The sequence below is a fragment of the Heliomicrobium sulfidophilum genome, from assembly GCF_057715735.1.
Genome location: NZ_JBVTZZ010000005.1, coordinates 344110 through 364231, shown reverse-complemented (window position 1 = coordinate 364231; position 20122 = coordinate 344110). Strand labels below are relative to the sequence as shown.

General features: G+C 57.9%; 23 protein-coding genes. 10 read left to right on the top strand and 13 right to left on the bottom strand.

What is annotated here, in order from left to right:
- Nucleotides 1–188: 188 nt before the first annotated feature.
- Nucleotides 189–365 (bottom strand): hypothetical protein, encoded by a 177-nt coding sequence (locus AC0CW1_RS07485; protein ID WP_488182446.1) that lies wholly within the window; start codon nucleotides 363–365, stop codon nucleotides 189–191.
- A gap of 103 nt (nucleotides 366–468) precedes the next feature.
- Nucleotides 469–1353, bottom strand: coding sequence for a GerMN domain-containing protein (locus AC0CW1_RS07480; RefSeq protein ID WP_488182445.1), 885 nt, complete (start codon nucleotides 1351–1353; stop codon nucleotides 469–471).
- 92 nt (nucleotides 1354–1445) lie between these two features.
- On the opposite strand from AC0CW1_RS07480, the gene AC0CW1_RS07475 reads away from it, so the two are divergent.
- From AC0CW1_RS07475 to AC0CW1_RS07465, 3 genes are all read left to right on the top strand, one after another.
- Nucleotides 1446–2222: a 4Fe-4S binding protein gene (locus AC0CW1_RS07475; RefSeq protein ID WP_488182444.1), complete on the top strand. Its 777-nt coding sequence runs from the start codon at nucleotides 1446–1448 to the stop codon at nucleotides 2220–2222.
- Between the two features lie 84 nt (nucleotides 2223–2306).
- The gene (locus AC0CW1_RS07470; protein WP_488182443.1) at nucleotides 2307–3602 is read left to right on the top strand and encodes a protoglobin domain-containing protein; all 1296 of its coding nucleotides are present in this window, start codon (nucleotides 2307–2309) and stop codon (nucleotides 3600–3602) included.
- Between the two features lie 119 nt (nucleotides 3603–3721).
- Nucleotides 3722–5008: a CapA family protein gene (locus tag AC0CW1_RS07465; protein WP_488182442.1), complete on the top strand. Its 1287-nt coding sequence runs from the start codon at nucleotides 3722–3724 to the stop codon at nucleotides 5006–5008.
- Nucleotides 5009–5092: 84 nt separating this feature from the next.
- Here AC0CW1_RS07465 and AC0CW1_RS07460 read toward each other — a convergent pair whose 3' ends face one another.
- Together AC0CW1_RS07460 and AC0CW1_RS07455 are read right to left on the bottom strand one after the other, a co-directional pair.
- On the bottom strand, nucleotides 5093–6079 hold the full coding sequence (locus AC0CW1_RS07460; RefSeq protein WP_488182441.1) for a hypothetical protein: 987 nt from the start codon (nucleotides 6077–6079) through the stop codon (nucleotides 5093–5095).
- A 47-nt stretch (nucleotides 6080–6126) separates the two neighbouring features.
- A complete protein-coding gene (locus AC0CW1_RS07455; protein ID WP_488182440.1) occupies nucleotides 6127–6573 on the bottom strand; it encodes a hypothetical protein in 447 nt (148 codons plus the stop codon).
- Nucleotides 6574–6665: 92 nt separating this feature from the next.
- On the opposite strand from AC0CW1_RS07455, the gene AC0CW1_RS07450 reads away from it, so the two are divergent.
- Together AC0CW1_RS07450 and AC0CW1_RS07445 are read left to right on the top strand one after the other, a co-directional pair.
- Nucleotides 6666–7433 carry a hypothetical protein gene (locus AC0CW1_RS07450; protein ID WP_488182439.1) on the top strand — a complete coding sequence of 256 codons (768 nt, stop codon included), beginning with the start codon at nucleotides 6666–6668 and terminating at the stop codon, nucleotides 7431–7433.
- Nucleotides 7434–7637: 204 nt separating this feature from the next.
- Nucleotides 7638–8336: a TerC family protein gene (locus AC0CW1_RS07445; RefSeq protein ID WP_488184111.1), complete on the top strand. Its 699-nt coding sequence runs from the start codon at nucleotides 7638–7640 to the stop codon at nucleotides 8334–8336.
- A 45-nt stretch (nucleotides 8337–8381) separates the two neighbouring features.
- On the opposite strand, the gene AC0CW1_RS07440 is transcribed toward AC0CW1_RS07445, so the two are convergent.
- Nucleotides 8382–10373, bottom strand: coding sequence for a M1 family metallopeptidase (locus tag AC0CW1_RS07440; RefSeq protein ID WP_488182438.1), 1992 nt, complete (start codon nucleotides 10371–10373; stop codon nucleotides 8382–8384).
- A 144-nt stretch (nucleotides 10374–10517) separates the two neighbouring features.
- Between AC0CW1_RS07440 and AC0CW1_RS07435 the strand changes: the two genes are divergently transcribed.
- From AC0CW1_RS07435 to AC0CW1_RS07415, 5 genes are all read left to right on the top strand, one after another.
- Entirely contained in the window at nucleotides 10518–10640 is a 123-nt protein-coding gene (locus AC0CW1_RS07435) for a hypothetical protein (protein WP_268894796.1), read from the top strand.
- 329 nt (nucleotides 10641–10969) lie between these two features.
- A complete protein-coding gene (locus AC0CW1_RS07430) occupies nucleotides 10970–11269 on the top strand; it encodes a hypothetical protein (RefSeq protein WP_488182437.1) in 300 nt (99 codons plus the stop codon).
- Between the two features lie 122 nt (nucleotides 11270–11391).
- Nucleotides 11392–11589 carry a hypothetical protein gene (locus AC0CW1_RS07425; RefSeq protein ID WP_488182436.1) on the top strand — a complete coding sequence of 66 codons (198 nt, stop codon included), beginning with the start codon at nucleotides 11392–11394 and terminating at the stop codon, nucleotides 11587–11589.
- A gap of 373 nt (nucleotides 11590–11962) precedes the next feature.
- Entirely contained in the window at nucleotides 11963–13186 is a 1224-nt protein-coding gene (locus tag AC0CW1_RS07420; protein WP_488182435.1) for an HD domain-containing phosphohydrolase, read from the top strand.
- Between the two features lie 83 nt (nucleotides 13187–13269).
- Entirely contained in the window at nucleotides 13270–14172 is a 903-nt protein-coding gene (locus AC0CW1_RS07415; RefSeq protein ID WP_488182434.1) for a hypothetical protein, read from the top strand.
- A gap of 267 nt (nucleotides 14173–14439) precedes the next feature.
- On the opposite strand, the gene AC0CW1_RS07410 is transcribed toward AC0CW1_RS07415, so the two are convergent.
- The 8 genes from AC0CW1_RS07410 to AC0CW1_RS07375 all read right to left on the bottom strand — a co-directional run bounded on the left by AC0CW1_RS07410 (nucleotide 14440) and on the right by AC0CW1_RS07375 (nucleotide 20036).
- Nucleotides 14440–15027: a TetR/AcrR family transcriptional regulator gene (locus tag AC0CW1_RS07410; RefSeq protein WP_488182433.1), complete on the bottom strand. Its 588-nt coding sequence runs from the start codon at nucleotides 15025–15027 to the stop codon at nucleotides 14440–14442.
- A 169-nt stretch (nucleotides 15028–15196) separates the two neighbouring features.
- The gene (locus AC0CW1_RS07405) at nucleotides 15197–15628 is read right to left on the bottom strand and encodes a C-GCAxxG-C-C family protein (protein WP_488182432.1); all 432 of its coding nucleotides are present in this window, start codon (nucleotides 15626–15628) and stop codon (nucleotides 15197–15199) included.
- Nucleotides 15629–16041: 413 nt separating this feature from the next.
- A complete protein-coding gene (locus tag AC0CW1_RS07400) occupies nucleotides 16042–16563 on the bottom strand; it encodes a LysM peptidoglycan-binding domain-containing protein (protein ID WP_488182431.1) in 522 nt (173 codons plus the stop codon).
- Nucleotides 16564–16634: 71 nt separating this feature from the next.
- Nucleotides 16635–16805, bottom strand: a complete 171-nt coding sequence (locus AC0CW1_RS07395; protein ID WP_488182430.1) for a hypothetical protein — start codon at nucleotides 16803–16805, stop codon at nucleotides 16635–16637.
- A 42-nt stretch (nucleotides 16806–16847) separates the two neighbouring features.
- A complete protein-coding gene (locus tag AC0CW1_RS07390; protein WP_488182429.1) occupies nucleotides 16848–17168 on the bottom strand; it encodes a hypothetical protein in 321 nt (106 codons plus the stop codon).
- Nucleotides 17169–17237: 69 nt separating this feature from the next.
- The gene (locus tag AC0CW1_RS07385; protein ID WP_488182428.1) at nucleotides 17238–18434 is read right to left on the bottom strand and encodes an ABC transporter permease; all 1197 of its coding nucleotides are present in this window, start codon (nucleotides 18432–18434) and stop codon (nucleotides 17238–17240) included.
- The gene (locus AC0CW1_RS07380) at nucleotides 18421–19134 is read right to left on the bottom strand and encodes an ABC transporter ATP-binding protein (protein WP_488182427.1); all 714 of its coding nucleotides are present in this window, start codon (nucleotides 19132–19134) and stop codon (nucleotides 18421–18423) included. The genes AC0CW1_RS07385 and AC0CW1_RS07380 overlap by 14 nt, the downstream gene beginning before the upstream one ends.
- Nucleotides 19131–20036 carry an efflux RND transporter periplasmic adaptor subunit gene (locus AC0CW1_RS07375; protein ID WP_488182426.1) on the bottom strand — a complete coding sequence of 302 codons (906 nt, stop codon included), beginning with the start codon at nucleotides 20034–20036 and terminating at the stop codon, nucleotides 19131–19133. Before AC0CW1_RS07375 ends, AC0CW1_RS07380 begins: the two co-directional genes overlap by 4 nt.
- Nucleotides 20037–20122 lie beyond the last annotated feature (86 nt).

Here is a 20122-nt window from a genome sequence, read left to right as displayed (position 1 = left end):
ATGCCTCATTTTAAATCGGCAGGGAAGGAAAAGACAACAGGTTTTTTGAAAATTCTATCAATTTACGGCTCGCGTCTGTTGCGCCGATGGGATCGGATGGTAGCAACGCGACGAGCAGTGGGACAGAGAAGGGCCAAAAAGGATGCCCTCCCCTAGGAGGAAGGCATCCTTCGTCGGCTAATATCCCCTTATTCTGTCTCCAACAACGGGACGGCGCCCGGTTCTCGACCTGGCGCGATGGAGCGCTTGCGGGGGGCTTTGACACCAGGGGCGATCTCCCCGGGACGTCCGTATTTCTGATAAAGCCGTTCCAGCGATTCCGGATCAAGATGATAGGTATGCATGCCTTTCGGTTTGTCCGCCATCATATCGCCTCCTGTCCATATTTTTTCCGTGGACAGGGGCATGCATTCAGTAGCAGCACAAGGAGGGCCGGCGGGCAGACCATTTTTTTCCGCGAGTAAGCCCTTAAGACCCCGGCGGTGCTGTGGCGACGGAACGGATCACCCAGATGTGCTCCCTTCCGCTGCCCGCCGGCTGGGTCAGTTCGACAAGGAGATCCAGCTTGCCATGGCGAACTCTCACCTTAGCGACCGCTTTGCCAGCGTTCTCCGATTGGCTGATCAGGCTGAAGCTATCCTTTTCGGGCTCGAAACCCAGGGCGATTCCGTCAAGGCGCGCTACTTCCAGCGGATCGAGGCGCCACTGTTGATGGCCTTGATGCACGGCCCCTTCGAGCTCGGATATGTTGTCCGGAAGTGGGATCGGCCCTTGGCGGACAGTGAGTTCGTCAAAAAAGTTGAGGGGGCGGGAGATGTCCAAGTGACCGGCGAGAGACTCGATCTTTTGGCCGTCAACGGTAAGTTGAACGCTCGCATAGCCGAGCGAGGAAAAGCTGTTGACGAGGGAGCCGATCAGCAGGGCTTCACCGGTCGAACCGACATTGCTCTGGCGAATCTCCTTCGAAAGATCCATCTCTAATTGGGCTTCCTTGATGGTGATGCCGAGCAGTTGGGTTTTCTCGGGGATGAGCGTTGTCAACAGGGTGTTCTTAGGGCCTTCTTTCAACAGCTCGAAGGTCTGGCGCACTTTTTCAACGGCGCTGCCGCTCAGGGGCCGTTCTTCCTTGAACAGTCGCTGCAATTCCTTATCGGGGAAAAAGAGTTGAACCGTCGATTCCGTTGCGCCCCCATTGTCTTGCCCGTCCGATCCGGGAGAAGCGGCGCTGTCCGCTGAGGGAGCCGGGGGTGTCGACTGGGAAATGCTGCAGCCCGTCAAGGCAAAGGTGGCGAGGAGCGCGAGGAGGGTGAATGCGACGATGGAGCGAAAGGACCCTTTCGTGAAGTTGTCCAAAACTGCCGGGCCTCCTTCCGAGTTAAGAGTAATCCCTGAGTTTCTTTATTATTTACTGATATTTTCGCCAAAAAGGGAAAGGAATCCTGCTGATGAAAAACCTAATGCACCAGTTATGGCAGATTTGTGCGAAAAAAGCGGCTGAGGGAGAAGCGGGGTACCGTAAGCCGCTGCTGGCCGCCGTTCCACTGTCCGACCCTCGCGTCGAGCGATTGAGAAGGAGCCATCCCGAACTGGTTGATCCGGCGGCCTGCCTGGTGGGAGCGCGCAGCATCGTCGCTGTATTTCTCCCTTTCCGGCGAGAACTGGTTGCTGCGAACCGTAGCGCCGATTATCCGACAGAATCCTGGGCCCGGGGGTATGTGACGACAAACAGCCTGCTCGCCGAGATCGCCGCCGCGTTGACGGCGGAGCTTGCGAAAGCGGGGATCTCCGCCGAGACGGCGAAACCGACCTACGACTTTGACAAGGAACGACTGATCGCCGCCTGGTCCCACAAGCATATGGCCTGGGCTTGCGGACTAGGAGAGTTCGGGCGGCACCAGATGCTGATCACGCCGGCGGGAACGGCGGGCCGCTTCATCTCGCTGGTTATTGATCAGACGGTTAACGAAGGGCCGGGGATCTGGCGACCCGAGAGGGGCGACTTCAGCCCTCCGGCGCCAGGACTCTGCCGGGAAGCCGCCGGTTGCCGGGCTTGTGAGCGGGCTTGTCCCACCGGCGCGCTGTCGGCGACACCCTTTGACCGCCATCGGTGCTACGCCTTTCTCTTGAAGGTGGACCGCGCCTATGACCATCTGCCATTGAGCGATGTCTGCGGTTTCTGCGCCTGCGCCGGTCCTTGCGCCGTCATCGGTGATGAAGAATAAACAAGATTTGCGCCTTTCCAAGGGCAAATCGAAAGATGTATAATAATTAGTATACAGGTAGACAAGGAGATGGGGGGAAGCGATATGTTTTTCAGCCGAAACCAGAGCAGCGGCCCTGTGACGATACCGGCCAACATGTCCATCAACGTAACCGGTGAAGAGGCGCAAGTGGCGAAAAAGCTGCTCAACCTCAGCACCCGCGATCTGGCATTGCTGGCGGAACTGCGCCCTTTGATCGAGCCGCGTCTCGATGAGGTGGCGAATAATTTTTACAAGCAACTCCTTGCGATCCCTGAACTAAAAGCGTTTATCGAAACCCATTCAACGGTCGACAAGCTGCGGGTGACCTTCAAGGGGTACCTGAAGAGCCTCTTCACCGACAAGGTGGATGACCGCTATATCGAACAGCGTCAGACGATCGGTCATGTACATAACCGGATTAAACTGCCGGCTTACTGGTACACTGCCGCTTACCAGGCGCTCTTTAACGCGATGATTCCCATTCTGGATGAGATGCGGGACAAGGGGCGCGCGCTGGAGATCAACACGGCCTTGCAACGCCTGACCAACCTGGATCAGCAGACGGTCATGTCTTCCTATATCACCGATTACATGGCAGAGATTGATAAGAAGGGCGAATTGGAGTTGGCCCTCAACGATATTCAACTCCTGCAAAACCGGGTCAACGACTCCAGCCAGACCTTGGCGGCGACGGCTGAAGAGACGGCGGCGTCGGCGGCCGAGATGGCCTCGGCGGCCCAGCGCATCGCCCACAACGCCGTACAGGCCACCCAGTTCGCCAGCCAGGTCAATCAGTTGGCGGAAAGCGGCGAGAAACGGATCCAGCAGACCGGCACAGCGATTGAAAACCTCAACGACCTGATTCAAGGGATGCAGGACAAGATCAAGGCCCTTGACGAGAGCTCCGAGAAGATCGAATCGATCGCTGGCGTCATCCAGGGCATCGCCACGCAGACAAACCTGCTCTCCTTGAACGCCGCCATCGAAGCCGCCCGGGCCGGCGAATCGGGCCGCGGCTTCACCGTTGTCGCCAACGAGGTGAAGAAGCTAGCCGGTTTCTCGGAACAGTCGGTCCAGGAGATCGCCGAAATGATCCAGATCTCGCGCCAGCATACGCTGGAGGTCTCTCAGGCCATGGTCGAGACGAGCAAGGCCATGGACGCGGCGTCCCAACAAGCGGCTGAGGTTGTCCGCAGCTTCGGCGAGATCATCAAGTCCATCGGCAACAACCAGGATAAGGTGAAGCAGATCGCGACGGAGATAGAGAGCCTGACGACGACCTCCAAGCAGATCGAGGAGGCCTCTGACGAGGTGGCCCGGTCCGCCGAGGCGCTCTCGGTCATGGCCATCAACCGCTAAGCGACAGCGCAAATGGAAAGCCACGGACCTCTGCCAAGGAGGGCGTGGCTTTTTTGCTTTTGCGTAAGCTAAAGATCACTATCGCCGTGATTGAGGCGTGACGGGAAGGGGGGGAATCGTTGAAAAAAGGTCTGAGAGGGATCGCCCTGCCGCTCCTGTTCGTTGCGGCGATCGCTGTTGCCGCCCTGGCGCCGGGCTGCGGGTGGAAGAACGGCGCCGGATCAGGGGCTGGAGGCGCCCATGAGAGGGTCCCTGTCAATGGGGAGAAGGCCAGTGCGACCGCCGTAGGAGCGTCAGAGACTGGCCGAAGTGAAGATGCGAAGGCATCTGTCGCGCCGCAGCAACGTCCGGTCACGATCACGCTGGCAGCAACGGGGGATGTGTTGATCCATGATTCCATGATCGCCGCCGGTCAGGAGGCTGACGGGAGCTACCGGTTCGAACATTTCTTCGCCAAGATCAAGCCCTACATCCAGGCTGCTGATGTGGCTGTGGCTGACTTTGAGGGCACCATGGCCGGCGCTGAACGGGGCTATTCAGGCTACCCGCTCTTCAGTTGCCCTGACGCCATGGCGACGGCGCTGGCGGACACCGGTTTTGACGTAATCACCGTCGCGGGGAACCACATCTTGGACAAAGGAGCCGCCGGCGCTATGCAGACGATCGACCGCCTGGAGGAGAACGGCATCGTCCCGGTCGGCGCCTTTCGCAGCGCCGAAGAGCGAAAGCGCATCGTTATCCGCGAGGTCCAAGGGGTAAAACTCGCCTTTCTGGCCTACACCTACGGAACGAACGGCATCCCGATCCCGCAGGACAAGCCATGGCTGGTCAACCTGCTTGACACGCAGGCCGTAGCGCAGGATGTGGCGGAAGCGCGAAGCCTCGGCGCCGATTTCGTCGTCGCCTCGCTCCACATGGGCGACGAGTACCAGCGGCAACCGAACGCTTTTCAGAAGGAGTGGGTCGACCGGGCCGTCAAGGCGGGCGTCGATGTGATCCTCGGCAGCCACCCCCATGTGCTCCAGCCCTTCGAGAAGCGGAAGGCCGGCGAAAAGGATGTCTTTGTCGCCTACTCGCTGGGGAACTTCATCTCCGCCCAGAAGGGGCGCTACCGCGACGCCGGGGCGATCCTCTTTATCCCCCTGGAAAAGGGAACGGACGGTTCCGGCAAGGCTTACACCCGCATCGGCGACATCCGTTACGCGCCAGTCTGGACAGACCGTTACAACCGGCGAGGCCGGCAGGATTACCGGGCAATTCCTGTCGCTGACGCCTTGAGGGATTGGCGGGAAAAAAGCGACCCCTTGCTGACGGCTGACGATGCGGCCATGCTTCAGCAGGCTTGGAAGGATACGACGGAGCATCTCGGGACGGGATATGTGGAGTCGGTGAACGAACTGAAATAGTAGAAAGCCACGCATGCGATTCGGCGATGCGTGGCTTTTTCGTTCAAGGGCTTCCGGGCCGGGCAGGATAGCGCGAATGTTCGCTTATACGTTTTTTTCATGGAGGTATCCCCCGGTTGCGCCAATGGCGGCAAGGCGGGCAAAGATCAGGAGAAAGACAATGGCCTGTTGCAGCAAAAAAGCGACGGAAAGCCCGGTGATTCCTGTGGCCGGCCAATGTTGGAGCGCCCACAGCACAACAGCGACTCCGGCGAGGAAGGCTGCATGCAAACTGAGCCGGACCAGGAGCAGAGGCGCCATGTGCCGGGGCAATGTGGCGATGGTGGAACGGAGGGCCGTCAGGCTGTCCAGTTTCCGTTCTGCCCCACTGACGACCAGGCGCCAGCGGGCGGTGTCGCCGGCGAGGGTGAGAAGGTCAATAAGCGCCATCAGGGCGACGATGAGGACCGAGGCGATCAAGATGGAAGGGAGCGGCGACCAGGGAACGGCGTCGACCCAATCGGCGGATCGGCGGTAGATCCACCAGAGGAAGAGCCAGGCGGGCGCCAGCCAGAGAGCAATCGCAAAGCTCGCGAAGCCCCAACGACCGGTCCCCTCAAAAAAAGTTTTTACGAGGCCGGTCCGGTGTCTCGGGAAGACGAGGCGGTGGCGGAGAGCCGACCAGATGCCGACCTGTAAGAAAGGGCTGAACAAGGCGAACAGGAGTAAGGGCATCCATAGCAGGGTTTGCCAGAGCCGCCCAGCCACGGTCGACGAGAAGGGCAGCATCAGGTCGTGATAAAGGGAAATTTGCATGGCATCCCAGTCGCGGGGGCTGCTCCCTGCAATGAGTGAAATTGCGGGGACGCCAGCGGCGCTATTGCTAGCAGAAGCGGATAGGTCCGTCGGTGCGGATAAGACGGCAGAAGCAGATAACGCCGCAGGCGGGGGCAGGGCATGGACCAGATAGGAGTAAAGGGGGAACAGCAATGGGAGCAACAAAAGCGCCTGAAAGAGCCAGGTGATAAGGGCGATGGGCCAGAGAGACAGGGACAACCGAACGCCGACTCGGCATAGGGACCACAGGCGCACCAGGGTAATCACCTCCCTGGTCACATCCTATGGTTGTTTTCGATAGGTCAGACCGGCGGAAAAATGCCCAGGGCAACCGCTTGATGTTCTCGAAAAATCGCCTCGGCCGTTTCTTGTTCCTTCTCTGTGTCGCATTCCACTGAGACGATGATCTCCCCCGAAGGGCCAGAATCGTTGTGACGCAAGTTCTTGTTTATCTTTTTATCGATCAAATACCCGATGCCTGCCCCGAGAAAAAATCCGATGATCCCAAGGGCAATCGGTCCGATATACACGACAGAGCCGAAAATAACACCGAACAACATGCCGATTGTCGCAGACATGGCCATGCCATCCAACAAACTGATTCCGTCCGACTTGTACATCGAATCGATGACCTGGGGGGCTGCTCTCGCCGTCGCGTCAAGGGGTATGACGCGCATTTTTTCCTGGCGAAACCCTTTTTCCTGCAACGCATAAATCCCCAAGGCTGTCTTCAGGGAAGTTTTGAACAACCCATAGATCACCGGCATATGATCACCGCGTTTAGTATAAACGAAAAAAATATGGCTATTCTAAGCAGCAAAGTCAAGCTGGGGGATGGGCCATGAGTCAGTTCCGCATCAAGCGAATGCATATGTCTGGCATCTCGCTGGGGATCTTTCATAAAAAAAAACCATGGATGGCTGCCTGGTGGTCGGCGGCCTTACCTGGTCTGGGACATTTATGTATGGGTGAATATTTTAAGGGCCTTATCCTCATGACCTGGGAAACCTACGTCAATACGAAGGCCCACGTGAATATGGCCATACTGTATACCTTTACGGGAAAGTTTCAGGCTGCTCGCGATATCATCGATGAAGGGTGGGCACTGGTTTATGTTTCCATTTTTTGCTTTGCTATCTTTGATGGCTACCTGATGAGCATTGAATTAAATACCTTTTCTGACTTGGAGCGACAACAGAAAAAAAGATATTTTAGGTTTACCCATTATTCCATTTGGGGATTCAATTATTTAAGTCATAAAAATCCCTGGATTGCGGCAGGCTGGTCCGCCCTATTTTCCGGGTTTGGTCATATCTACAACATGAAGACATTCAAGGGCGTCATCCTCTTACTGTGGTTGGTGACCATCATCTTCTTTTCCCATTTTCCTCAAGCAGTCATATATACATTTACCGGTCGATTTCAAGAGATCGGCACTCTGTTGGACTATCATTGGCTGATGTTTTTTCCGTCCATTTATGTGTTTGGCATTTGGGATTCCTATAACGACGCCGTGGAAATGAACAAGCTTTTTGAAGAGGCTCTCAAGCGCCATCTCAGAGAACGGTTCAACCAAGGGATAGTGCCCTATCATTTAAGAGGCAAGTAGCCAGAGAGGGATGCATCTTCGAATTTGCGAAGAGGATGCATCCCTTCGTTTTTTTCACCCACATTCCTATGCCCCTCTTACAATGGAGGGAACTTGTCCGGAAGAAGCGTGGGAAAAAGAGAGCCATTTTACGGGTATTGGAATTAAATTCAAATCATTCTTTTTGAGCAGATAAGCACCATAAGCACAGAGGAGGGATGACTTCTGGAAATCGTTACGCCAGGTTTTTTCAGCGCATTACTTGCGATTGTCGCCATCGATTTGGTGCTTGCCGGGGATAATGCCATCGTTATCGGGATGGCGGCAAGAAATCTGCCGAGGGAACATCAGCGAAAGGCCATCCTTTGGGGCACGGTAGGGGCGATTGTCATACGCGCGGGCGCTACCGTTGCCGTCGTATGGCTGTTGAAAATCCCCGGCTTGCTCTTAATCGGTGGCTTGTTGTTGCTCTGGATCGCCTATAAGTTGATCGTCGAAGAGAAAGAGCATGACATTAAGGCGGAAAAGAATCTGCTCGGAGCGATCCGAACGATCGTCGTCGCCGATGCGGTGATGGGGATCGACAATGTGCTGGCCGTCGCCGGCGCCGCCCATGGAAGCTTCCTTCTCGTGATCCTCGGCCTTTTGATCAGTCTTCCCATTGTCGTATGGGGTAGTACCCTCTTTATTCGATTGGTGGAACGATTCCCGATCATCCTCTACCTTGGCGCTGGAGTGATCGCCTGGACAGCGGGCTCCATGGTAACAGGTGAGCCGATCGTCAAGGGTCTCACTGTCCAAACGCCGGCACTGACATGGGTAGTGCCCGCCATTTTCACGGTAGGGGTCATCGCACTCGGCTGGAACCAAAGGCAGGCATCCGTAAAGGCTGCTCAGAGAAAGCAATTCGAGGAAAATGAGTAAAACGACCTGGAGAATCGATTCGAGACAGGCGAAGTCATGTTGTAATCAAAACCCGACCCCCATCAACCCCTGACAAACACTCATCACAAACAGCGACCACCGCACCGCTGCTGCGCTGTTCTGCTCCTTTGCCCAGTAATTGTTCAACCGGTTGATGTCCAAGGCCAGCTTTTCTCCCGGATCTACCACTACCGCCTCTGGCTCCGCTCCGGACAGGGTGAGTTCCTTGTACCGTTCTCCATCATCCCAGAAAAACCGCTGCACTTGCCCGTCTTTTACGACGACAGCCACTTCCACAGGCGCCCGCAGTTCGCCCCGGCGGTCGATGCGGATCGTCCAGGCGGGGCCATGGGGTGTGTTCACCATCCGGACGGGGCCGACGGCGTCGTCGAGGGCGCCGGGGGTGGAGAGCCATTGTTGAAAGAGCTTCGCTGCCGGATCGCCCGCCATTTCGGCGACGATGCGCAAGAAATCGTTTGTCCCAGGGTGGCGGAAAGACCAGCGACTAAAGTAGGTCGATAGGACCGCCTGCATCTTCTCTTCGCCGATCAGCCGTTCCAATGAATAGAGGGCGAGGGCGGCCCGGTTGTAGACGGAGACGGCGTAGGACTGTTCAGAGGCGAATTTCCAGGAGTCTAACCGGATCGGGTCAGGGACCCAGGGGCCGAGGGCGGCGCGAAAAAGTCCCGGGCAGCCGTCACTCAAGGGTTGGTCTGACAACGGAAAGCCGAAGAAGCGAACAGGGATGCGCGTGTCCGCCTTGTAGCGTTCCAGGATCTTGCCTTCGGCGTAGGTGGTCAGCCCCTCGTCGAGCCAGGCCTCCTCAAACTCGTTGCTCGCCACGAGGCCGTACCAGTACTGGTGGGCCGCTTCGTGGATCAGCACACGATCCGGTTCGGCGGAACGTTCGCCGGGGAAGTTCGGCGTGCCGCCAGTGATCAGGGTGGGATACTCCATCCCGCCAGCGCCGGGGGCGTCGTTGGGCGGGTCGATGACGGTCAATGTGGTATAGGGGTAGGGGCCGTAGGTGGCCAACCCCTCCAGGGCGGCGGCGACGGCGTCCAGTTGCCGCTCCGCCGTGTGGACATGGTTCAACTGGCAATAGAGGCGAATTTCCACCGGCCGTCCTCCTGGGGGCGTGACGGTGCGCGTGAAGAGGCGAAAGCGCGAGTCGGCGGACCAGGCGAAGTCGTGGACCCAGGACTGGCCGAAACGGACTGTTTGAAGGCCCTCCTGTTCCACCGGCGGCGCCGTTTCCTGGCCAGTGGCGCCCACGGTGTACCCTTTGGGCAGGGTGATCTGCACGTCATAGTTGGCGAAGTTGGCGTAAAACTCGCTGTTGGCGTGAAACTGGTGCAGGTTGAAGCCTTCCTGGGTCCGGCCCCGCTGGCCGTAGCGCTCAAAGGCGGCTAGCTTGGGATACCACTGGCCGGCCATGACGAAAGGCCCCGCCGTGCCGGAGCGGGCGTAGACGCGGGGCAGCCGGGTGCGAAACTCGATGGTTAACTCCAGCGTCTGGTCGGGGCGGAGGGGACGCGGGAGGTCGACGGTGGCCAGGGTTTTATCGTCGGGGTTGTTGTCGTCCGGTTGGATGAAGCGAAAAGCTTTGGTCACGTCAACGCGCTGCCCGTCATAGTGGGCGGTGATCCGGGTCACTTCCATCTCGCCGTCGTCGCCTTGACCGGCACTGTATCCCCGGTGCCTGCCCGACGATTCTTTCTGAAAGGTGGAGCCGGGCCGGAAGGCGTTGGGGTAGAGGTGAAGCGCCAACTGGTTCAGCGGCTGGGCGCCGGGAAAGCGCCAGGTCAGGTCTACTCGGCCGGCGATGGTTGTCGTCTCGGGGAAATAGCGGCACTGGATCCGGTAATCGAGGGGCGGCGCTGAGGTCGGGAGCAACGATTCTTCGGCATAGGCGGCCGGGAGTTTGCCGAGGGCGAGCGGGTCGAGCGGGAAAAGGCTGATCGCCGACAGGGCGATCGCGAAAATCAAGGTGATGGGGATAGGAAGAATATGGGCGACACGAGCGTGTGCAGCCATGCTTATCCACTCCTTGCGGGCGAATCCCTTTTCTCCCTATAGCATGCCAGTTCCGGCAGCAGAACATGAGGTTGCGCCAGTTCTAGCCGAAAAGGTTGGCGCATAGGGTGTGGGATAGACGGGCCTTAAGAAGGAGGGAGTATGGTGGGCAATCCCCTCGACGGGACGGCTTTTGAGTTTTTGCGCTGGGCCTGGTGGAGCCTGCACATCCCGGTGATCATGATGCTCTTTTACCTCGGCCACCGCTATTGGCCGAAGCGTCGTTGATTTTTAACGGAGCGCTCACACTTCCTTAACGTGGCGGCGCTATGCTGTTACTGTGCGATTGAACGCATGCAGTCGGCTGCCAAAGAATACCGCCTTCGATGGCTGGATACTCTGATGGCTGAATACAGGGATGGTTGGATAATCTAATCTGGGATTCAGAGCCCTTGGCGGACTCTTTTTTAAACCAGCGATCTATCCTGGCCGGCGACGGCTGGAATTTTTTTATCCGCAATTTTGCGTCCCAGCGATTTCCTTTACCAGGAACCCCCTGCCTTGCCCCCTAATATCATGATTGCAGATGAGATTTTGTTTTTTGGGAGGCAGCGGCTATGGATTTGAACAACCTGAAAGAGGTTCTGGGACAGTTGTTGAATCAGGGCAATTTGAATCTGCCCATTGGCGCCGATCAGGAAAAGCAGGTCAAGGGGTTCATCGACAAAGTGAAACAGAAGAAGGGGCTGAGCGACAACGAGCGCAATCAGGCTGTCCAACTGGTGTCACAGTTTACGCGGTACCTGTCGCCGGAACAGGGCAACCAGATCAAAGGCTTGCTCGATCAACTGATGAGGACCCAGAAGGTGTCTGACAAAGACAAGGCGGCTTTGGAACAGATCCGGAAGATGCTCTAAACCCCATGGAAAAACCCCCGCGCCTGCGGGGGTTTTTCCATGGGATGCGATGATATCGGAGTGCTTTGGTATTGTGATTGTGGTATCATGTCAAGAAATACAACCGTAAAGGGGTATGGAACATGAGCCACATCAAAGACCAGGTGTACCGCATCATCCGGGAGTTGCAAGAGACATCGATGGATAACCTCATCGTCCAGATGTTCGGCGGCAGCCTGATTTCGACCGGGCAGATGGCTGAATTGGATCAGGCCGTCCATGAACTGGTTGCCGAGGGAAAAGTGGAACGAAACATATTGGGCATCCGCCTTCTATCATAACGCTCAGCGAAACGCCTCTGCGGGCTCTCGGGCTGCGGCCCGCGATGCCGGTGGAAGGGCCGCCAGCGCCCCGAGCAGAATGGCCAGGAAAAGGACTCCCGCTACAGGCAACGCCGGGAAGGAAGGGAAGTGTCCGCCTCACTCTGTTCTGTTATCCCGATCAGATGTCCTCTATGTGAATCGCTGATAAAGTTCCTGTCGCGCTATCCGAAGTGCCGTTTTCTTTTATCGAAAAAAAAGGTCATTGCATTGACGTTGAAAATCGTTATCAATTAAAATAAAATCGCCGGGCTTCACAGGAAAAAGGTTCCCTCTTCCGAGGAGACCAGGCGGAACGGCATGGCATAGCGGTGTTACATAAAGGAGGATCCCCATGTCCGGCATCAGGGAGTTTGCGAACCCAGCATTCCATCAGACCTTCGATCTGGCGACGCCGGCTCATATCGCGCTGCCTGACTTGATCGGCGGTTTTTCACTGGCCATCGACCTGGCGGAAGGCAAGCCCTTGCGCCACGCCCAGTCGATCTCCTTTTTGGCTGATCATGTGGCCCAGGCGCTGAGCATCGGCGGGAGTGAGCGGGACGCCCTCTACTATGCTTCCCTGCTTCATGATATCGGTGTTTCTTCCCAAAACCAACTCTGTCCCCTCTGTCAGGTTTTTGAAGAGGAGGGGAACCTCGATTCCGTCGGTAGTCTGATAGATGCTGATCAGGCCTTGCACCGGCGCTGGGAGAAGTGGGACGGAAGTGGTCCCAGGGAGTTGCGCGGGCAGGCGATCCCGCTGGTGTCGCGCATCCTGTCCGTGGCTGTCGCCGCCGAACGGGCCGGCGGGAAGCGCCGTGATTTTTGGAACTGGCGGACGCGGGTGGAGGATTATTTCCGGCGCGACACGGGTCTCTTCGATCCGGCCATCGTCGCCGCCTTGAAGGCGCTGTTGCGGGACCGCGCATTTTGCCTCGACCTCTTCGCATTTACACAGGGACGCGCTGTTGACCGCTTCCGTCCCGACGAGACGATCGCCCTGGCCGGCGGGACGATGCACCTGCTCGGCAAGGCTTTCGCGCGCTTTATCGACGTGAAGACGCCCTTCACGGCCGATCACAGCCGCAATGTGGCCGACTGGTCCCGGCGGATCGCCGGCGCCATGGATCTGCCGGAAGAGCGAAACCATCAGATCTATCTGGCCGGGCTGCTCCACGATCTCGGCAAGATCGCCATCCCGAAGGCGATCCTGGAGAAACCGGGGCCTTTGTCGGCAAAGGAATTTGATCTGGTGAAGAACCATCCCTACTACACGGCCTGTATATTAAATCAGATCCCAGCCCTCGAGACGATCTCCCTCTGGGCCTCTGCTCACCATGAGCGGCTCGACGGTTCCGGCTATTTTCTCGGGATCCCCGGTGAGTTGCTTCCGCTGGAAGCGCGCATCATCGCTGTCGCCGATGTCTATGAGGCATTAGCGGCCGACCGTCCCTACCGCAAAGGGTTGGAGACAGCGGTCATCCAGAGGATGCTGAAAGATATGGCCCACCGGAGGCATTTGGATGCCGACGTGGTCGAGGTTCTCAATGGGCTTCTGGGCCGACACCTTTGTTGAGCAGAAAAGTTGCACCAATTTTTTCCGCCTCCAGTACACTATAGTGGATGTATTGGGACGCCACAGGATCCGGAGGTGGGGCCATGAGGCGAAGCACAGGCGCCCGGCGCCGCTCCAGCGGCAACGGCAGTCGGCGCCGGGGTCACATGCCCGGCGATATTGTGAGCTTATTGGAGGCGGAGGAACGGCAAGCTTTAGAGGGGACGCGGAAGAGTCGAAGAAAAACGAAGAAGAAGAAAAAAACATCCATACTCCTTCCCTGGGAGGAAGAATCGCGCCCCGTCAAGGGCGACAGGACTGGAAAGGACAATGGCGCAAAAAAGAAAAGCGGCAAGAAAACTGCCGCTCAGGATGACGTGAAGGTGTCCAGCGAAAACGACGGCGATGGGAATGCCGCATCATCATCGGATGTGGGCTCCCTCCTCTCCAATCTACTGGCTTTGCCGGGCGCGGGGGGCGCAGGAGAGAACTCCGGCGATAGCGGTGACAACAGTGGGTCTGCTGACAGCGGTGACGGGGGCAGTGGTGAATCGTTAGCGCTGCTGCGGTCGTTGATGTCCAAGGGGCTCGATCTGGAGCGGATCGAAAAAGAGGTGGCTCGCCTCAAGAGCAATGTCCACCGGATGGAATCGATGGCGAAAGAGGCCGACGGCGCACTCGATTCCCTGGTGCGGACCATGGGCTATTTCGGCATCAAGCCAAAACGAGGCACGTGGGTTCATAACCGGATGCGCCGTCTGGAAGAACAGGATGTGGTTGCCGCTGCGGCGTCCTCAGCGCCGGCGCCCGCCGGCACTGGCGCAGGCGGTCTGGACCTGGGCGCCATGATGAACCTGGCCTCCATGTTCCTGGGCAGCGGCGGTGGCGGCGCTGCAGCCGCCGCGCCGGCCTCGAAAGGGATCATGAGCATGGCGATGAACCTGATGAAGTCGCCGACGGTGCAGAATCTGGTGCTCGACGGCATCGCCAGGTTTTTGAAAAAGTAAAATCACAGAAAGGGATCACTCCGGAACGACTAGGCCGGAGTGACTTTTTTGTCAAACAGGAAAAGTACAGATTATTCGAGAAATAAAGTCCGCAAATATTTGTGCATGCGTCAGCTTTCTCCATTTCGGTGATTGAAATCACAATATACACACTGATGTTTTTGTACACTGGGAGAAGACAGCGGAAGGGGGTAGAGGGAAACAGGAAGAGAGAGCCTAACAGGCTGTCTCTTTTTGCGCCATTTATCGCAATAGTTGATTACCTTGTTAGTTCTTCACTCGAAGTCCTGACAAAAGTAATGATAGCTTAAACCGCAGATTATCGACGAGCGGCATGTCCACGTTGCTTGTCATCGTTGTATGCAGTAAGCCCATGAGTGTCTCATAGATCACCTCAAAGGGAATATCGGTGCGAAAAAGGCCTTTTGCCTGCCCGTCTTTGATAACGTTTTGCAGAATCTCTTTGAAAAAAGAACCATGAGGAGGGTTGTGCCTGGCTGCCCCTTTTTCAACAGGGGCTATCAGTCGGAGGAGAGTCTGATGCGCTTGAAAGCGCTTTGCTGTAGCCAGCAGCATCTCTGTCAGCTTTTGCGGCGCCTCCAAATCTGATTGGGCGTACTGTGCGTACGATTGTTTTGCTTCTTCGATTCTCTCGGCGAGACAGTGTTTGAGGATGTCTTCTTTCGTCTGAAAATAGTTATAAAAGGTGCCTGTGCCAAGATCGGCTTTTTGCATGATTTCAGCAATGGACGTGTCTTGAACACCTTTCTCAAGGAAAAGCGTCAGGGCCGCATCGATAATAGACTGTCTTGCTTGCAACTTTTTTCGTTCTCGTCGATTCACAGGTTCTTTCATCCGATTATACCCCTCGCGCGGAAACAAACTCGGTTCTTCCAACAGTATATCAAACATCCCGGCAGCGCAACCCATTTGGATAGTCAATATAGCTTACGCCGTTCTTTTGCCGCGAGGCCCGGTGTTTGATTGTGAAGTGAAGCAGGCGCCCGAGGGTCAATCGGTAGAACTACCAGTTATCCTCCACTGTGTCAACCGTATCTTTGACGACATTGGCGCAGGTCACAAAAACACCGCGTTCTTTAGCCTGTTGAATTTCTTCCGGCTTGCTGAAGTCGATGCCCGTAATCCCACTGCAGGTGAAACAACCGTATTTTGCCTTTATTGTGTCCATCAACAGGTGTGTGAGCGCAAATGTTTTGCTTTGTTCCTGGGGATTCGGAGGCTGATCAGTTCCGTGCTTTAGACCTAGCGCCATGACGGCGCCGCTGATGGCGCCGCAGATATGACCACTACTGGCGATTCCGCCGCCAAAACCGGCAGCCATTTTTACGGCAGTAGCCCGGTCTAGATTGAACTGTTCACCCAAAGTCGCCAGGACGGCCTGGCTGCAGAAAAAACCGTTGCTAAACATCGCCATTGCCTTGTCAGCGTTTTTCATCGCAAAGCTCCTTCTGTTTCGTTGTTGATTTTTGAAATGAATCAGATAAATGAATATATTCAAAAATGAATATATTCATATTTATATCTTACCGACTGCTTATGTGACTGTCAATAGCTTATCGGCGACGCTGTTTGTTAAAATGTAAGCAACAATAACAACAAAAGGGGGCGCTGCTATGGGGCGCCAAGGAGGACATACAATGAAACTGACTGTTGTCGTTGAAAATACCGTCCCAGGCGCTGGGTGGCGGCCTGCCACTGCACCGGCTTCGCCGTCCTGGCCCGGATGGCCGGGATGTTCGTAAACCGGTGCGTTCCCGCCTTTACGGGGACGGTATTATCGTTTTAATTCGGCGATGATTCTCAACGAAAGCGGATGTCAGCCCTTTTCAACTGTAGACGGCAAATGTCTTACTCCCATTCAGTGGGAACGCAGATCGCTTGACCGATCAGGAGCGCGTTGGGGTTAATCCCCCGGTTGGCCCGGACCAGGGACTCGACGCTGATGTTGAAGCGCCTGGCGATGGAAAAAAAGGTGTCTCCCCGCTGAATCAGGTAGCGCCGTGAGGCAGGCGGGCAGGTGACGGGCGGTGTGGCCAGGGGGATGCAGATCACCTGGCCCGCAAAGAGACGCTCTGGATCGATGCCTGGATTGGCTTCGATCAGGTCGTCAAGAGAGACGTTGAACAAGTCGGCCAGCGAAAAGAGGTTGTCTCCCGGCTGGACTGTATAGAAGTTTCGTTCGGGGCAGGGCGGGTAGATAAGTTGTCGGGGGACGCAGATCGTCGTTCCAATGGGAAGGGCGTTGGGATCTAAAAGGGGATTGGCCGAGATCAAGGCGGCCAGGGTCGTGTTGAACCGGCGGGCGATGGCATAGAGGTTGTCGCCGGGCCGGATCGTATAGGGTGACGTTGCCGGCGGGCACTCGGGCATACAGGAACACCTCCGCGAAGCTTTTCGCTTATAAGGTATTCCCTGTGGGATAAAATGGAACAGGCCGCCTCTCACGAGGCGGCCTTCTGCCGGCGGTAACGGACGGTTCGAAAGCGCCCTACCCTGGTCTGTTTTTGCCCTTCCATTCCCATGGCGCCCTTTCCGGCCAGCAGTCCCAGGGCGAAGCCGATCATGACGAGTCCCAGCGAGCCCATAAAACCCATGCGCAGGATCCTTCCCATCGACGAAAGCACCTCCGCCTTTAGTATGCCAGCGCTTCCTGTTCATATGAAGCGGCGGGGGATCGGAAGCCGCCTGTCGCTGCCGCATTGGGGGCAGACGAAGAGATGGGTGCAGGCCTCTGCGGCGTCATGGCCGGATTCAGAACCGGTGAGGCCTTGCTGAAGGATGCCGCTGGCCGATTCGGGATGGCCGAGCCCCTTCGGCGCCCTTTGGTTCGCGGCAATATGGTTGCCGTCATGAAGCGTTTCACCGAACTGGTCATCGATATCATAGGGGCTGTAGGGCTGGGCGTAATCCTCCAGCCGCCCCCGGTCCTCCATCAGGGCGCTGCAGCGGCGGCAGGGGATGGAGACGCGGACCATGCCGTTGCAGGCGGGACAGACCGATTCCAGGTTGCATCACCTGTCTCTGTTCAGATTCTCACCTGGTTCTCACTCGTAGCGGAGGGCGTTAATCGGGTCAAGGCGGGAGGCCTGCAGCGCCGGGTAGAGGCCGAAGAGGAGGCCGATGCCGGAGGCGCCCAGGACGCCGAGTAAGAGGGCCTCCCCGGAGAGGTACAGGCCGCCCGTGTCCCAGCCGGCCCATTGAGCCAGCCCGTAAACGGCGAGGACCGACAAGGCAGAACCGGCCATGCCGCCGGTCGCGCCCAGGAAGAGCGCCTCCAGGAGAAACTGGGCCACGATCTGGCCAGGCGTCGCCCCCAGGGCGCGCCGGATGCCGATCTCCCGCGTCCGTTCCCGCACGGAGACGAGCATGATGTTGAGGATGCCGATGCCGCCGACGGCGAGAGAGATGGCGGCGATGCAGGCCAGGAAGGCTGTCAGCGTGCCCAGGATCTTGTCGCTCGCCTGAAGGGCGTCGTTCTGGGAAAAGACCTGCACATCTTTTTGACGGTGCGACTTGGCCAGCGCAGAGAGGATCCGCTCCCGCACCTGGGGGACCTGGGCAGGGTCTGCGGCGCGCACGAAGATGACGCCGATGTTTTTTAGGCCCGAAACGTCCTGGACGGCAGTCACCGGCGCCACGACGATGCGGTCGCGGTCATGGACGAGGGCCCGTCCTTTTTCCTTTAAAGTGCCGATGACCCGGAAGGTGGCGCCGTTCAGGCGGATCATGCGCCCCTCGGCCTCCCTGTTCCCGAAGAGCTTTTCCTTCGCTTTGGCGCCGAGGAGGACCACGTGACTGCGGGCGATGACCTCGCTGGCCTGGAACATGCGCCCGCTGGCCAGTTCATAACCGTGGACCGGGAGAAAATCGGCGTTGTCGCCGTAACAGGTCACGCCCAGGCCGGCATTGGCCGTTTCAGCCCGGGCCGGTACGGTCAGGTTGGGGTTGACCTTGTCCACGCCGTCGATCTGCCGCAGCCGTTCGGCGTCGTTGATCGTCAGGTTCATAGTGATAAAGCCGGGACCATGACCGGCATCCTCCCGTCCCGGCATGACCATCAGCAGGCCGGCGCCCAGTTCGGCGATCTGACCTGATACCTGTCGCCGCACCGTATCTCCAAGGGACATGAGGGTGACGACGGCGAAGACGCCGATGACGACGCCGAGCACTGTCAAGCTGGAACGGAGACGGTGGGCGGCGATGCCCTCGGCGGCCAGGCGGATATATTCACGCAGTTGCACTGAGCTTCCCATCCTTAATCCGGACGATCCGGTCGGCCCAGTTGGCCACATCCGGGTCATGGGTGACCATGACGATCGTCTTGCCTTCCCGGCGCAGGGCCGCAAACAGTTCGAGGATCTCCCGGCCGGTCTGCTGGTCCAGGTTGCCTGTCGGTTCATCAGCCAGGATCAGCGCCGGTTCGTTGGCCATCGCCCGGGCGATGCCGACGCGCTGCCGCTCGCCGCCGGAGAGTTCTGTCGGCCGGTGGTGCAGCCGGTGGCCGAGGCCGACCCGTTCCAGCAGTTCCTTCGCCCGGCGGCGCCGCTCTTCCGGCGGGACACCGGCGTAAAAAAGGGGCGTTTCCACGTTGCGCCAGGCTGTCAGGCGCGGGAGCAGGTGGAAGGACTGAAAGACAAAGCCCACCATGGCGTTGCGTAGGCGGCAGAGTTCCTTTTCGGCCAGGCTGGCTGTCTCATGGCCGGCCAGCCGGTACTGTCCCTCACTGGGCCGGTCCATGCAGCCGATGAGGTTCATCAGCGTTGACTTGCCGCTTCCCGAGGGACCCATGACCGCCAAAAACTCGCCCGTCGCCACCGTCAGGTCGATGCCGGAGAGCACCTGCAGGCGGCTGTCGCCGAAGGGGAAGGACTTGCCGACGTCAGTCATCTCGATCAGGCAACCTTTTTGGGCTTCTGGAGAGGCTTCTGGTGATCGGTTCATGTCTTTGTGCCATCCTCTGCCTTGGGCCGCTCCTCCGCCTTCGGGCGAACACTCTGCCCTGATGTGAATCTGGCGCCGCCAGGGATGATCACCCGGTCGCCAGGCTGGAGTCCTGACAGGATCTGCACAAAACTGTCATCGCGAAGCCCTGTCTCCACGGGGACAGTGACCGCCCGTCCCTTACGCAGCAGGTAGACCTGCGGTTTCCCCTCCTCTTCCCAAAGGGCGTCCACGCTGACGCGAAGGGCTTCCTCACGCTGATCCAGGATCACCCGCCCTTCGGCGGTCATGCCGGCGTAAAGGGTAATGCCTCTGGGCGCGCTCAGGAGGATGCGAAAGCCCTTGTTTCCCTCGTGGTCTCGGCTGATCATGCGGGATACGGTGAGCACTTTTCCGGAAAAAACCTGCCCCGGATAGCCGGCCAGGGTCCAGCGGACAGGCTGATCCGGCGTTAGTTTGAGTACATCCGTTTCATCGACCATGGCCTCAATGACCAGGGCGGTCGGGTCAGCCACTTCGGCCAGCGGCGTCCCCGGAGGCACCCAACTGCCGGTGGGCACTTTTTTTTCCATCAGTTGCCCGGCGATGGGCGTGGTGAGCGGCTGCCCGGCGATGCGGGCCACCGTTTCGCCTTCGTTGACCCGTTGTCCTTCATCGATGGTCCACTCGACAGGGCCGGGGAGGCTGGAAAAGAGGGTGTTCTGCCGTTTGGCCTTCACCTCGCCGCTGATCCAGAGGTCTTTTTGCACCGGCCCGCTGTCGACGGTGACGGTGACCACTTCCGGCGGGCCGGGCAGCAGGTAGTAAAGGGCGGCCAGAACGGGCAGCGCCGCCAGGAGCAGGATGATGACGCGCGGCGACAGGCCGGCGCGGGGCGACAGGAGCTGCCGCAGTTTTGTCATGCCGACAATCCTCCCATAAAAAAAATACCGGACGACCTAAAAACAGGTGCGTCTGGTATTTTTGCCTTTTATCGGGAATTCTATGA

What these genes read in the sequence shown, in the direction of transcription:
- AC0CW1_RS07485 (WP_488182446.1), bottom strand. Translation starts at nt 365, where the DNA reads ATGGCGGACAAACCGAAAGGCATGCATACCTATCATCTTGATCCGGAA.
- AC0CW1_RS07475 (WP_488182444.1), top strand. Translation starts at nt 1,446, where the DNA reads ATGAAAAACCTAATGCACCAGTTATGGCAGATTTGTGCGAAAAAAGCG.
- AC0CW1_RS07470 (WP_488182443.1), top strand. Translation starts at nt 2,307, where the DNA reads ATGTTTTTCAGCCGAAACCAGAGCAGCGGCCCTGTGACGATACCGGCC.
- AC0CW1_RS07450 (WP_488182439.1), top strand. Translation starts at nt 6,666, where the DNA reads ATGAGTCAGTTCCGCATCAAGCGAATGCATATGTCTGGCATCTCGCTG.
- AC0CW1_RS07440 (WP_488182438.1), bottom strand. Translation starts at nt 10,373, where the DNA reads ATGGCTGCACACGCTCGTGTCGCCCATATTCTTCCTATCCCCATCACC.
- AC0CW1_RS07430 (WP_488182437.1), top strand. Translation starts at nt 10,970, where the DNA reads ATGGATTTGAACAACCTGAAAGAGGTTCTGGGACAGTTGTTGAATCAG.
- AC0CW1_RS07425 (WP_488182436.1), top strand. Translation starts at nt 11,392, where the DNA reads ATGAGCCACATCAAAGACCAGGTGTACCGCATCATCCGGGAGTTGCAA.
- AC0CW1_RS07420 (WP_488182435.1), top strand. Translation starts at nt 11,963, where the DNA reads ATGTCCGGCATCAGGGAGTTTGCGAACCCAGCATTCCATCAGACCTTC.
- AC0CW1_RS07415 (WP_488182434.1), top strand. Translation starts at nt 13,270, where the DNA reads ATGAGGCGAAGCACAGGCGCCCGGCGCCGCTCCAGCGGCAACGGCAGT.
- AC0CW1_RS07410 (WP_488182433.1), bottom strand. Translation starts at nt 15,027, where the DNA reads ATGAAAGAACCTGTGAATCGACGAGAACGAAAAAAGTTGCAAGCAAGA.
- AC0CW1_RS07405 (WP_488182432.1), bottom strand. Translation starts at nt 15,628, where the DNA reads ATGAAAAACGCTGACAAGGCAATGGCGATGTTTAGCAACGGTTTTTTC.
- AC0CW1_RS07400 (WP_488182431.1), bottom strand. Translation starts at nt 16,563, where the DNA reads ATGCCCGAGTGCCCGCCGGCAACGTCACCCTATACGATCCGGCCCGGC.
- AC0CW1_RS07395 (WP_488182430.1), bottom strand. Translation starts at nt 16,805, where the DNA reads ATGGGAAGGATCCTGCGCATGGGTTTTATGGGCTCGCTGGGACTCGTC.
- AC0CW1_RS07390 (WP_488182429.1), bottom strand. Translation starts at nt 17,168, where the DNA reads ATGGTCCGCGTCTCCATCCCCTGCCGCCGCTGCAGCGCCCTGATGGAG.
- AC0CW1_RS07380 (WP_488182427.1), bottom strand. Translation starts at nt 19,134, where the DNA reads ATGAACCGATCACCAGAAGCCTCTCCAGAAGCCCAAAAAGGTTGCCTG.
- AC0CW1_RS07375 (WP_488182426.1), bottom strand. Translation starts at nt 20,036, where the DNA reads ATGACAAAACTGCGGCAGCTCCTGTCGCCCCGCGCCGGCCTGTCGCCG.